Origin of the sequence: Vibrio sp. V19_P1S1T109, from assembly GCF_002241375.1 — a bacterium.
In the GTDB taxonomy this organism is placed as follows: domain Bacteria; phylum Pseudomonadota; class Gammaproteobacteria; order Enterobacterales; family Vibrionaceae; genus Vibrio; species Vibrio anguillarum.
In genome coordinates this window covers 1-13,540 of sequence record NZ_NDIM01000367.1, presented here as the reverse complement: position 1 = coordinate 13,540, position 13,540 = coordinate 1, and the positions used below count along the sequence as shown (strand labels likewise).

Genomic DNA, 13,540 nt, shown 5'->3' with positions numbered 1-13,540 from the left:
AATATCAATATTGTGTAAATATTTTTAATATTATCCAACCGAATTTTCGAAAATGATGGATGCAATGTTGTTTTATTTCTAACGTTTTATTAAAAATTAATTTAAAGGAACGGGTGATGAATTATCAGGTCACGAAGCTCCATCCTTTTGGAGTAAAAATAGAAGCAAATGGATTAAAAATTCCCATTAGCGAAGTACCAATAGCACTACTGCGTAAACTATTTATTGAGCATCAGTTGGTATTGATACGTGGATTTAAAGCCTTTGAACAGGCCGAGCAATTTGCGGAATATTGCGAGCAATGGGGAGAGATCAGTATTTGGCCATTTGGCAAAGTGTTAGATCTAATTCAAAAAGATCAGCCAAAGGACCATATTTTTGATAGTAGCTATATGCCGCTGCATTGGGATGGCATGTTCCGCCCTCAAGTGCCTGAATATCAGATATTTCAATGTGTTCAGGCGCCATTGCCAGCACAAGGCGGCCGGACGACCTTCACTCATACTACTAAGGTGCTACAGAACGCAACCGAACAGCAGCGCTCATTATGGCGAAAAGTCACGGGGCATTACCAGCGAGAGATGGAGTTCTATTGCAGTCACACCATTTCCCCGATTATTGCTCAACACCCCTATCACTCACACGAGGTCATTCGTTACGCCGAACCGCATTTCGCTGAACGTGGCGATCTGCTAAACCCACCAAATGTGACCTTTAGTGGCATTGATAGTGAGCAAATAGCTGAGTTCCACCGTAGCTTACGTGACGCACTGTATGACCCTCGTCATTTTTATGCTCACGAGTGGCAAAATGATGATGTGGTCATTACGGATAACTTTAACTTACTGCATGGTCGAGAAAGCTTTTTATCGCATACCCCACGTCATATCCGTCGAGTTCAGGTGCTAAGCGATCCACCGTTTGATAACCCAAGTTTGGAGTCTTACCGATGAGTGATTACCATACTGATATTATGATCGTTGGGGCAGGCCCTGTCGGGCTTATGTGCCACTATTTAGCGCAGCGCTGCGGTCTGAACTCACAAGTTATTGATAAATCTAATGGGCCACTGGTGGTCGGACGGGCCGATGCGCTTAATGCTAGAACTCTGCAGTTACTTGATATAGTTGACTTATTTGAGCCACTTTACGTGCAAGGCAAACCCTGTAATACCAGTTCGGTATGGGCTGATGGTCAATTTTTGTCACGCCAGTCTCATTGGTGGACAGCGCTGCAAGGCTGCTTCTATCCTCACTTTTTGATGTTGGGGCAAGCACATATTGAAAAAGCGCTAGATAGTGCAGTCAAAGCGCAGAACGCGGCCGTGCGCCGTGGTTTATCTGTGGTCGATATCACTGTTGATGAGCAAGGCTGCGTGACGGAATTGAGCAGTGGCGAGCGAGTTCGTTCACGTTACGTGATTGGTGCAGACGGTGGGCGCTCTTTTGTACGTCAGCATTTTTCGATTCCATTTGAAATCGAGAGACCAGAAATTATCTGGGCGGTGATTGATGGTGTTATTGAGTCAGATTTTCCGAAAGTGCCAGAAATCATTGTATTTCAGGCTGAGACGTCAGATGTTGCCTGGATTCCACGTGAAGGTGATTTGGATCGTTTTTATATCCGTATGGACACCGAAGAGTTTACTCAGCAAGAGGTTATTGCGCGCATTAACCGAGCAATGTCGCCGCATTCACTGACGTTTAAGCAGGTTGAGTGGTTTTCTTATTTCTCGGTTAAGGAGTCTGTTGCAGAACGGTATGACCACCAGCAACGGGTCTTTCTAGCAGGAGATGCCTGCCATATACATTCGGTCAATGGCGGGCAAGGGCTCAATACCGGAGTTGCTGACGCGTTCAATTTGATCTGGAAGCTCAATATGGTGTTGCGTGGTCAGGCATCAACTACGCTGCTGGACAGTTATCAGGCTGAGCGCCAACCAGTGGCTCGCAGCGTTATTGAAAGCTCTGGTGCATTGGTGCGTGCGACTAAATACTCAGAACGAGGAACCCATGCGGAGGACTATGTACAAATCGTTGAACAGCGAGCTGGTAACATCACAGGTATGGGCATTGGGTATGGCAATGGTGGCTTAAACGGTTCTCGAGTGTATGACTTTGAGATGCATCGTGATCAGCAGAGTTGCCGCTTTTACCAATGGCTAGATTACCGCTCCTTTACGCTTCTGTTGACTGGCGATGCGGAGTTACCACCAGAAATTCCTCCGTTTGTGCGTTGCCTTCATCTGTACGATCAAGCGAAGCCTGGGCAGTATTGGAGTGAGACTTCATTCTACCAGGGGCAGGCTTTACTGATCCGCCCTGATGGTTATATTGCGGCTTTCGCGTCGCTTGCGCACGCGGCTGAACTGTTAGCTGGCCTATAAACTTTTTAACCGAGAGTGAAGGCCGAGGGTTCTGCATCATTCCGTCAATGGTCTTCGCTTTTAATAAGGAAACACTATGCTTGATCATCAACAGCAGCAATGTGTGGATAATATTGCTTTTATTTTATTAGACCAATTATTAGCACAAACAGACGCCACTTTTACTGGGTATCAGAAGTTAAAAACGCAGATAGCTCAGTGTGTCATTGAAAACAAAGTTATTACATTATTACTACCCGCCTTTCCATGTAAAACGAATAACCTAGATAAGGTATTAGGTTATAAGCCTGACTTGGGTGAATATCGAGTTTTACAAAAATTTGTTAATGCCATTCGTGATATTCAATCTGTCTATTCTCCAGGAGTGATGTTTTACATTTTTTCTGATTATCATACATTTTCTGATTATATTAATGTCGATTTAGAACATCATTACACTTATTCTGATGAATTACGGGATATGGTGGAAAATATGAACGCCAGTGATTGTCTCAAAATTATAAACTTTGAGCACTTCTCTGCGTTTGATGACTTAAATGAATATCAATATTTCAATGGATTAAAGCAGCGCTTTGGTGATGCGGAATATGAGCGTGATTTTGCACGTCTTAAACAGCATGATAATGCAATGCACCATACCTATCTGGGCTTGAAAAAATTCATGCATCAGGATCAGAAATATGCGCTTGCTCCGCTGAGTTATAAGAAGCGACGTGAGCGCCTAGCCCTTATGGCTAAGGGAATGATGGTGCAAGGACGTGCACTCGATAATTTCCTCAATACTCATTTGAGCCACGCTATCCGTCTCAGCATTCATGAACACCCAATGCAAGGCAAAAAATATTCGCTGTTTCTTTTTGATGAGCGATCGTTTAAGACACCTTGGCATACTTGTGTCTTATTTGATGCTTGCCACGGAGAATTTATTATTGATACGCAGGCCAATCACAAACAACGTGAAGGCGTGATTATTCCCGTAATGCATCAAGGAACGCTGTGGTGTTTACTGCGTTTCAATATCGAAGACGCTAACGAGGCACAGTTGATGCGTGAGGTGAAAGCCACTCTACAAACAGAGCAGTTTGGCCTGACGTTAGAGTCACACCATGGATGCTCACTGACCGCGCTACCGCAGGCTCAAGTGAGCCAATTAGTGAAGGCGTTCTCTGCTGTCTGTTTAAAAGGCTTTGGCCCGTTGCCTCAAGCTTCATTGTGGTCTTCGTGGTTTGCCGGAAATCATGCTCTGCTTCCAGAAGAATATGTTCGGAGTAGTACATTAGCAGAGCTCAGTTGGTACGGGCTCAAAACACCGTCAACGAGCATAGCGCGTCGCTATTCTTATACTGACATGACTCCTGATGAATGGGCGATTTACTGTTCATCTTCTCCGCTGAAGGTTAACTTACTCGATGCCTCACTGGCTGCGTTGTGTCTTAATGGTCAAGCAAGTGGTTGGCTGAAAAATACCATTGTGCAGTACGATGATACGGCTACTTATCCTGTGATTATGTCGGGGGATTGGGAAATGAATTTACGCTGGAGCCCATCATTGGCGAAGCATATATCGTCGTTGACTGAAATTGACAATATCAATCAAGTAGCCAATGTTTTAACTCCTATTCTTGAACGTTCACAAGTACAGCATGTTTTTGATTTACAACTTGGCGATATATTACTGGTGAATAACCACACCGTACTTCGTTATGGCGTGTTATCCGAAACAGAATTAGCGGTGCGTCAGCCTTATTCGGTAAATTCCCCTTGGCAGCCTCATAACAAACAACCAAGTAGTGAGCATTTACAAGAAAGCCCTGCTTAAATAAACGACATTTTTAGGAAATAAGCATGAAGAGCCAAGTAAGCGGATTACTTGGCTTTATTTTTATGGATCATTAACTATGGGATAGATTTATTTTATCGTTGTTTCCATTCTCTTATTCGACCATACGATGAGAAGTGTTACTTTCAAATGAGAGCAAGTAAAATAATGATCACAACCGAACTGGTTACATAATGAACGAATGTGCAAATAGTGTATTTAGTACAGAATCGATAACTTCTTGCCTTTCCAAACCAGTATTGCACAATAGCGCCTCTCGCTGACTTTTACCCAGAGCGTTTTAATTCACATGCTACTTATCATCGATAACTACGATTCCTTTACCTACAACTTGTACCAATACTTCTGTGAGCTGGGAGTTCAAGTGACGGTGGTGCGTAATGATGAAATCGATATCGCTGGCATTGAAGCGCTCAGTCCAACGCATCTGGTGATTTCCCCTGGGCCTTGCACGCCGAATGAGGCGGGAATTTCACTGGCCGCGATTGAACATTTTGTGGGTAAACTACCTATCTTAGGAGTCTGCCTTGGGCATCAAGCCATTGCGCAAGTGTTTGGCGGGCAAGTGGTGCGAGCCAAAAAGGTGATGCATGGTAAAACCTCACCGATCCAACACACCAACCGTGGCCTCTTTCTAGGGCTCAATAACCCGTTAACCGTTACTCGCTACCATTCGTTGGTGGTCAAAGCCGATTCTCTTGCGGACTGTTTTGAGCTCACCGCTTGGACGCAACTAGCCGATGGTTCGATGGACGAAATCATGGGTTACCAACATAAAACACTGCCAATTGATGCCGTGCAGTTTCATCCTGAATCAATTAAAACAGAACAGGGCCATCAGCTGCTCGCAAATTTTTTGCGCCGTTGAACCATTCTCAACCGGACTGCGATCACCTTTCTTAACATTTTCTTCATCATTTCTGCTGTTTTTTATCTTTGCAATATTATGCACCATACATCCTGTTGGAATGAGGGATGGCTTGTCGCCTCAAGGCCTTGTTGTGCTTATTCATATTATTTATAAAAAAGTGCTTCATAAAAGAGGTGACTTAATGCATAAATAATCATAAGTAGTGACGATTGTCGGTAGTTCTGCTGATCTAAAAGAATAAATCACTATTGAAATGGTTAATAATTTGTAAATACAATGCTGCATTAGCTAAAAAGCAAAACAATATCTTCCACTCAAGCGTTTAATAGGAAGATCGCAATCTGCTTGGCATGCGGTATCAAGAGGGAATGTGTAATGACAGTGGAAAATAGTGTAGATCGCAGTCTGTTTGATGAGGTGATGGTCCCTTGTTATAACCCGATGGAAATGATTCCAGTTAAAGGGCAGGGCTCTCGAGTGTGGGATCAACAAGGTCATGAATACATCGACTTTGCTGGCGGTATTGCGGTGAGTTGTTTGGGCCATTGCCATCCGGCGATGGTTGATGCGATTACCAAGCAAGCCAATAAGTTGTGGCATCTCAGTAACGTGATGACTAATGAGCCTGCTTTGCGCTTGGCGAAAAAATTAACGCAAGTCAGTTTTGCTGAAAAGGTGTTTTTTGCTAACTCCGGCGCGGAAGCTAATGAAGCGGCGCTCAAACTGGCGCGTCGCTGGGCCGCTGATGTCCATGGTGAACAAAAATCAGAAATCATCGCCTTTAACCAAGGCTTCCACGGCCGCACTTTCTTTACAGTGACGGTCGGGGGGCAAGCGACTTATTCCGATGGATTTGGTCCTAAACCTGCGGATGTTACCCACCTACCGTATAACGATATTGAAGCGTTGCAAGCACACATCTCTGATCGCACTTGTGCGGTAATGATGGAACCCTTGCAAGGCGAGGGTGGCATTGTGTCGCCTTCGGCTGAGTTTGTCCAAGCCGTGCGTGAATTGTGCAATAAGCACAACGCCCTGTTGATCTTTGATGAAGTGCAAACCGGTAATGGCCGCACTGGTGAGTTCTATGCTTATCAAGGATTGGGCGTCACGCCGGATATTTTAAGTACCGCGAAATCACTCGGTGGCGGCTTCCCTATTGGCGCTATGCTCACCACAAACGAATTAGCCGCGCATTTTAAAGTGGGCACTCACGGTTCGACTTATGGTGGCAACCCACTGGCTTGCGCGGTAGCAGAAGCGGTAGTTAATGTGGTTAGCCAGCCAGAAACCTTGGCTGGCGTGAAAGAGCGTGAAGCGCTCTTTCGTGAAGGATTGGCTAACATTAATGAGAAGTACCACATTTTTAGTGAAATCCGTGGTAAAGGTCTACTGCTTGGCGCGGCATTAAATGAGCAGTGGCAAGGTCGCGCTCGCGATATCCTACAAGCCGCGGGCAAGCAAGGTTTACTGGTGTTGGTTGCGGGTATGAACGTGGTTCGTATGACGCCTTCATTAGTGATCACCAAACAAGAAATAGAAGAAGGCTTAGCAAGATTAGATAAAGCTATTGCATCACTCATGTAGTGAAAAAGCCTAGCAGCCCAAGGTAGGATGCCTTGGGCCACTTCAAGCATCTGGAGGGAAGTATTGATGCTAGTTGTTCGCCCTATCGCAATGTCGGACTACGATGCGCTACACACATGCGCTATTGAATCCGGTCACGGGTTTACATCACTACCCGTGAATGAAAAACTCTTAACCAACCGTATTACTCATTCTGAATACAGCTTCGCTAAACCCGACGTCTCAGAGCCGGGAGATGAAGGTTACCTGATGGTCGGTTTTGATTCTGAAACCGGTGAGGTAGCAGGGACGACTGGCGTTGAAGCATCGATTGGCCATGACGTGCCGTTCTATTCTTATCACATCAGCACGATCGTGCATTCGTCGCCTAAGCTGAAGGTTAACAATACCGTCAAGTTGCTTACTTTTGGTAATAACTACACTGGATGCAGTGAAATTTGTACGCTTTTTTTACGCCCAGATTTTCGTCAAGGGTTGAATGGGCGTTTGATGTCTAAGTGCCGTTTTCTGATGATGGCGGAACACCCACATCGTTTTTCTAAAACCATCTTTGCTGAAATGCGTGGTGTGTCTGATGCCGAAGGCAACTCGCCCTTTTGGCAATGGCTGCAAGAGCATTTTTTCTCGATTGATTTCACTATGGCTGATTATTTAACCGGCATTGGTAAAAAAGGGTTTATTGCTGATCTGATGCCCAAACTGCCGATTTACGTCAACTTATTGAGTAAAGAGGCACAGGCGGTGATTGGTCAAGTGCATGACAATACCCGTCCAGCGTTAACGCTACTCGAGCGCGAAGGATTCACCTGCCGTAACTATGTAGACATTTTTGATGCAGGTCCAACGGTTGAGTGCGATTTGCGCAATATCGAATCCGTACGTCACTCGGTGCGAGCTAAAGTGGAAGTAGCCGAGCATTCAAGCTCGCAAGATTATCTTATCTGTAATAGCTCGTTTGAAAACTTTCGTGCTACTGCTGCAAAAGGTGCTTATAACCGCGAAACGGAAACGGTGATCATCTCACCTAAAGTGGCGCAAGCTCTATTGGTTGATAGTGGTGATTTTGTTCGAATTTTGGCGCAGTAAAATAGGTACATTGGAAGGTAAGGATTAACAGATGACTCAGTGGATTGCAGGTGAATGGTTAGCTGGACAAGGCGAGGCAATGCTTTCGCTTAGTCCCTATAACAATGAGACGATTTGGCAGGGCGATAGCGCCACACCCGCGCAAGTAGAAGCTGCGGTAACGGCGGCAAGAGTCGCATTTATAGAATGGAAAAAACGTCCTTTTGTTGAGCGTGAGCAATATGTCTTAGCCTTCGCTGAAAAAGTGAAACAGCGCAGTGAAGAGCTTGCGCAGATCATCGCCAAAGAGACAGGAAAGCCACTCTGGGAAACGCGTACTGAAGCGGCGGCGGTGGCGGGTAAAATTGCTATATCCATTCGAGCTTATCATGATCGCACTGGTGAAAACACACGCGAAGCGGCGGGTAATCAACTGGTATTGCGTCATCGTCCATTGGGCGTTCTTGCGGTTTTTGGTCCGTATAATTTCCCTGCCCACCTGCCGAATGGTCATATTGTGCCTGCACTTTTAGCGGGTAATACGGTTGTGTTTAAACCTTCAGAGCAGACTCCGTGGACGGGTGAGTTTGTGATGAAATTGTGGCAAGAATCAGGCCTACCTGCGGGTGTACTTAACCTAGTGCAGGGCGCGAAGGAAACGGGTATTGCGCTTGCTCAGGCCAAAGGCATTGATGGCCTTCTTTTTACTGGCAGCGCCAATACAGGTCATTTACTCCATCGCCAGTTTGCTGGGCAGCCGGGGAAAATGCTGGCTTTAGAAATGGGCGGCAACAACCCAATGGTTATCTCTAAGCAGTATGGCGAGCTTGATGCGGCAGTGTATACCATTATTCAATCCGCATTTTTAAGTGCAGGCCAGCGGTGTACCTGTGCGCGGCGTCTTTATGTTCCAGAGGGAAATGAAGGCGATCGATTGCTTGAAAAACTGGTCAGTGCCACTCAAAAATTGCGTATTGATCATCCCTTTGCTGAGCCAGCACCTTTTATGGGGCCACAAATATCACAAGCGGCGGCGCAGTTCATTCTTGCTGCTCAGGATAATTTACGCACCTTAGGTGGCGTCAGCTTGCTGGCCGCGACACCTTTGCAGGCGGCGTTTGTCACTCCGGGCATTATTGATGTCACCGCAGTTAGCCAATTGCCTGATGAAGAGTATTTCGGACCATTGTTACAAGTCGTGCGTTACCAAAGCTTAGAGCAAGCGGTACGACTGGCTAATGAAACTCGCTTTGGTTTATCGGCAGGCTTAGTGTCGACCAATGATGCCGAATGGGATTACTTTGTCGATCATATCCGCGCTGGCATTGTAAATCGTAATCGACAATTAACCGGAGCCAGTGGTGATGCACCGTTTGGTGGGCCGGGAGCGTCGGGAAATTTAAGACCAAGCGCCTATTACGCGGCTGATTACTGCGCATACCCAATGGCATCAATGGAAGGTCGTTCGACTGAACTGCCTGCCACGCTCAGCCCCGGGGTTGAGCTATAGCAGTAAACTTTATCTAAAACCCCATGCCTACTAGCATGGTTTAAACCGAGCACAGACAAGGAGGCGTTATGACGCCAAACGTTTTATTTCAATCATTATGGAATGACTACATTCAGCGCCTTTGCCCTTCTGCCGACAAAGTCCATCACTTGCTTCAAGAAGAGGAAGCGTTGATTAATGACCATATTGCGTTGCGAACCTTCAATGTTGCGCCATTAGGTATTGAAACGCTGGCTAAGCCTTTTCTTGCCTTAGGCTACGTTGCCTGTGGTGATTATGTGTTTGAAAGTAAGAAGCTGGTAGCGAAGCACTATGAACACCCTAATCCGACTCAGCCTAAAGTATTCATAAGCGAGCTGAAAGTGGAAGAGTGCTCACCTGCACTCCAAGCCATTGTGGATAAGCTGGTACATCAAGTCGATAGCAATAAATTAAACAGCAGTGACTTTTTATATGGCGGTCGCCTGTGGCAACTAAGCTACAGCGATTATTTGCAGCTTGCCAACGAAAGTGAATACGCCGCTTGGTTGGCGGCGCATGGCTATGGCGCAAACCATTTCACTGTTAGTGTTAATCAACTGCAGGCGTTTAATGAAGTGAAAGCGGTCAATGATCACTTACGCCAAGCGGGTTTTACCATCAATGAAAATGGTGGAGAAGTGAAAGGTACGCCTGATGTGCTGCTTGAGCAGTCGTCGACCATGGCCGATAAAGTACTGGTGCAATTTACGGAAGGGGTGGAGGTGATTCCCGGTGGATTCTATGAATTTGCCAAACGCTATCCAATGGCCAACGGTGAACTCTATAGCGGTTTTGTGGCGGCCTCTGCAGATAAGATATTTGAAAGCACAAATAGCTAACAATAAGGGCTGATAAAGACACAGGCCAGTGGCATTACCTCCACTGGCCTTTTTTACAACAAAAGTAGCCTAGATTTAAGGTGTGTAAACCACTTTGACTTGGTCTGTGACTTCGCTTGAGTCGATATAACCAATTGCTGCTGCATTTTGGCTCACTTCAGCGATAGCTGCGGCACTTGAAGCAACGGTTTTAGGTGGGTTAGCTTTACCAGTAAAAACCAATTTTGCCCAATAAGCTTGTAGCTGAGACTCTGATTTATTCGTGACCTTTTCATGAAACTCAATGCGTATCGGCGTGCCATCGGCGTACTCAATCACAATCGGTTCAGTGCCATTCGGGAGCTGTTTTAATTTGCCTAAAAATAGCTTTTTCACATCACTATCGCTTAGTTGGTCAACACCACTCAGGTTACTTATCACAACAGGTGCAGAGAATGCAGACAATGACAAGGTCGATAAGCTCAAGAGCATTAAGATAGTTTTAATCATTCTGCACTCCTTAAAAAACGCCATCAAGGCGAATAGAGTAAATCAAAGAGTCATCTTCTAAGGCTTTGCCTGTATTGCCAAAGTTAGTACTACCGATGAGGCCTGAGGTATCACCAAAATTATCGATCATAGTGACATCTGCTTTAATGGATAAGTTAGAGAGCAAGTCATAACGGACACCAGCGGAGTATGCATTACGCTCTGCATCGAACAACCAAGCGCTTGGAATATTGGCTGTGCCAGTATTGATCAACTTACCGATGCGCTCGTCGTCATCTTTGGTTCTGAGTGTTGCTACGCTAACATAAGGCACCCAAGACTGAATCCGATAACCTAAGGTTGCATACGCGGAGTCGACATCTGAATATTGCCCTTCGACTTCGGTACGAGTTAGCTCTGTGACAAAGAGCAGTGAGCCATTGTCATAGCTTAAGCCTGTACCATAGAATTTAGCGATAGTATCTGGAGCGACAACTTGTTTAAATACGCTGTGTCCTGACGTGATTTTTGTTGTGCCGTAGACGGCTCGCAGGGTTAGATAATCGTAATTCCACCCTAGACTGGCGCCATACATATAGTTGTATTCTGTATTATTGTCAGACGTTTTACTTTGGCCTGCAAAGGCTTGTAAGTAGAGGGTTGACTCATCCATTTCCACGTCATAGGCGATATCACCGCCTAAGTAAGAGTTGAATGGCACATTGCCATAAACTTCAACGGGCGGGCGAGCCCAGGGCTGGGCAAAGCCTACATCAATATAATCAGAGTACATATAGAGAGGTACACGCAACTTACCCGCTCTGACGGTAACGTAGTTATCAAATGTGTGTTTGAGATAAGCCCATTCTATGTCGGGTGAGAAGTCATCACTGCCACGTGCGATTAACTGAGTGACGAAACTGGTTTTATCCGCCAAACTAAACTCGGCTTGAAGCCCAACTAAACTCAGTTCATCAAAGCTATAACTGTCTCTGGAACTTGCATAGCCTAGCTTGTTACTCGAACGAGTCACTCCCACACTAAAGAACCCATTGAATTTGATACTGTCTTGCCAGCTACTGCTGGATGAGCTTTTCAGTATCGCCAATTCATTTTCTAGCTGCGAAACTCGTGCTTCAACCGATTCGTCGGCGATACTAAGCCCGGGTAATAGCATTAGGGCAGGGTAAAGGCTGTATTTTGCTTTTATCATGATTACTCCTATGTATCGAAAATGGCATCATGCCGTTCACTTTCACATACTGCAGAGAGTGAGTTTTACTGAGAATTTAAACTTTATATTGTCGAATAACATCGCTGAGGTTTTGTGTGACGCTTTGGATGTCCGTACTGATCCCATCCAGTGCTCGAGAGCCGTCAGACACTGAGCGGGAGATTTCATCCATATCTTGTATGTTGTCGAAAATGATTTTTGAAGTGCGGTTTTGTTCTTCTGTCGCGGCGGCAATTTGTTGGTTGAGCTGAACAATACTTTTAACTTTCTCCGTGATATTGACCAAAGCCACTCCAGATTGCTCAGACTCAGATACTGTATTGGAGGCACTTTGTTGCCCTTTGGTCATGGCATCCACAACTAATGATGAGCCCTTTTGTATTTTTTCAAGAACTTGTTGAATTTCTTCAGTAGAGGATTGAGTGCGAGAGGCTAAAGTCCGAACTTCATCGGCAACCACGGCGAACCCTCGCCCTTGTTCACCAGCTCGAGCAGCTTCTATCGCGGCATTTAAGGCAAGTAAATTCGTTTGCTCGGCAATGCTGCGGATGGTGTTTAAGATCACTCCCGCATTATTGGTATAAGATTCGAGCTCATTTACCACTTGAGCGGCTTGGTTGACGTCTTTGGCTAAGTGTTCAATCGAGACAATCGTGCTTTCTACAACTGCGCTGCCAGTTTGCGCCGTATCATTTGCTGAAGTGGCTTCTGAAGAAGCAAATGCTGCATTTTCAGCAATAGAGGTCACGCTATCGGAAAGAGAGTTCACCGCAGAAGAGACAGATTGCATGATGTTTTCTTGAGAGCGAACTTGTTGTGACGTGTTGGAACTGGTACTAGAAAGCCGTGATGAAACACTTTCTAAAGTGGCAATGGTTTCACGAGTTGAATTTAAACTTTTATGTATTTTAGAAATGAATTGGTTAAACCAATATACTAAATCGGCTACTTCATCACGGCCATTATAATTAATACGAACCGTGAGGTCACCTTCCCCTTCGGCTATTTCTCTTAGCGATCCGGTGACTTGTTCAATTGAGCTAACTACGCTTTTTATTACGACCAATGCCACGATAATTAAGACGAGAATAGTTACCGCCCCTAAACCTATGCCGACGTGAATGGAACGTTGAGCCGATGAAATCGTCTCCTCTACGGTTTGATTGAAATCGACATTACTGGCTTCAACTAACGCTTTTAATTCACTATTTAATTGCTCTAAAAATTCGTTCGACTGTTTTGCTCTGGCAGGTAAAGTCGCAAAATTTGTGCTGCCATCAATAAGTGAGGCTGCAATATCAAACGCAATTTCTTGATAGCTATTGAGTAATCTCTTTAGGTTCTCAACGAGAGCCGCATGTTGAGGTGACACCCTTTTTAAATTATTGAGCTCCTCATTGATTGAGTTTAAGTAGTTTTTAGCGCTATCCATCAGTTCATCATCACCAGTGCTAACCGCAGTTTGCAGTGCTTGGTCTAGATTTTTTATAGTATTGCGAGCATTAGTTACTGAGCTTAATGCGGGGAAATATTCATCGCGTATCTGCTCAATACTGAGTTGAGTCTGGGTTTGAACTTGGTATTGTTGAAATAAAAATACGGCAAACCCGACAATGGCAATAATAGATAGAATTCCTACTTTATGCTTTATCTTTAATTTATGAGCAATATCCATATTTCCCACCATTCACATCGAGATTATTATGTACTATGTCAATA

General features: G+C 45.1%; 11 protein-coding genes. 8 read left to right on the top strand and 3 right to left on the bottom strand.

Annotated features, from left to right (window positions below; genetic code table 11):
• Positions 1-116: 116 nt before the first annotated feature.
• The 8 genes from B9J87_RS17005 (at position 117) to B9J87_RS16970 (ending at position 10,119) form a co-directional block, all read left to right on the top strand.
• Positions 117-953, top strand: a complete 837-nt coding sequence (locus B9J87_RS17005) for a TauD/TfdA dioxygenase family protein (RefSeq protein ID WP_088721339.1) — start codon at positions 117-119, stop codon at positions 951-953.
• The gene (locus B9J87_RS17000) at positions 950-2,386 is read left to right on the top strand and encodes an FAD-binding protein (protein ID WP_094151873.1); all 1,437 of its coding nucleotides are present in this window, start codon (positions 950-952) and stop codon (positions 2,384-2,386) included. Before B9J87_RS17005 ends, B9J87_RS17000 begins: the two co-directional genes overlap by 4 nt.
• Positions 2,387-2,462: 76 nt before the next feature.
• Positions 2,463-4,205, top strand: coding sequence for an L-tyrosine/L-tryptophan isonitrile synthase family protein (locus tag B9J87_RS16995; RefSeq protein WP_094151871.1), 1,743 nt, complete (start codon positions 2,463-2,465; stop codon positions 4,203-4,205).
• A gap of 310 nt (positions 4,206-4,515) precedes the next feature.
• Entirely contained in the window at positions 4,516-5,094 is a 579-nt protein-coding gene (locus B9J87_RS16990; protein ID WP_094151869.1) for an aminodeoxychorismate/anthranilate synthase component II, read from the top strand.
• Between the two features lie 378 nt (positions 5,095-5,472).
• Positions 5,473-6,684: an aspartate aminotransferase family protein gene (locus B9J87_RS16985; protein ID WP_026027324.1), complete on the top strand. Its 1,212-nt coding sequence runs from the start codon at positions 5,473-5,475 to the stop codon at positions 6,682-6,684.
• 66 nt (positions 6,685-6,750) lie between these two features.
• On the top strand, positions 6,751-7,770 hold the full coding sequence (astA, locus tag B9J87_RS16980) for an arginine N-succinyltransferase (protein ID WP_026028416.1): 1,020 nt from the start codon (positions 6,751-6,753) through the stop codon (positions 7,768-7,770).
• 31 nt (positions 7,771-7,801) lie between these two features.
• The gene (astD, locus tag B9J87_RS16975; protein WP_094151867.1) at positions 7,802-9,259 is read left to right on the top strand and encodes a succinylglutamate-semialdehyde dehydrogenase; all 1,458 of its coding nucleotides are present in this window, start codon (positions 7,802-7,804) and stop codon (positions 9,257-9,259) included.
• 68 nt (positions 9,260-9,327) lie between these two features.
• Entirely contained in the window at positions 9,328-10,119 is a 792-nt protein-coding gene (locus tag B9J87_RS16970; protein ID WP_094151865.1) for a DUF1338 domain-containing protein, read from the top strand.
• Positions 10,120-10,194: 75 nt separating this feature from the next.
• Here B9J87_RS16970 and B9J87_RS16965 read toward each other — a convergent pair whose 3' ends face one another.
• From B9J87_RS16965 to B9J87_RS16955, 3 genes are all read right to left on the bottom strand, one after another.
• On the bottom strand, positions 10,195-10,608 hold the full coding sequence (locus B9J87_RS16965; protein ID WP_017047285.1) for a hypothetical protein: 414 nt from the start codon (positions 10,606-10,608) through the stop codon (positions 10,195-10,197).
• A 10-nt stretch (positions 10,609-10,618) separates the two neighbouring features.
• Positions 10,619-11,800, bottom strand: coding sequence for a porin (locus tag B9J87_RS16960; RefSeq protein WP_094151863.1), 1,182 nt, complete (start codon positions 11,798-11,800; stop codon positions 10,619-10,621).
• A gap of 76 nt (positions 11,801-11,876) precedes the next feature.
• Positions 11,877-13,496: a methyl-accepting chemotaxis protein gene (locus B9J87_RS16955; RefSeq protein ID WP_094151861.1), complete on the bottom strand. Its 1,620-nt coding sequence runs from the start codon at positions 13,494-13,496 to the stop codon at positions 11,877-11,879.
• Between the last annotated feature and the right edge of the window lie 44 nt (positions 13,497-13,540).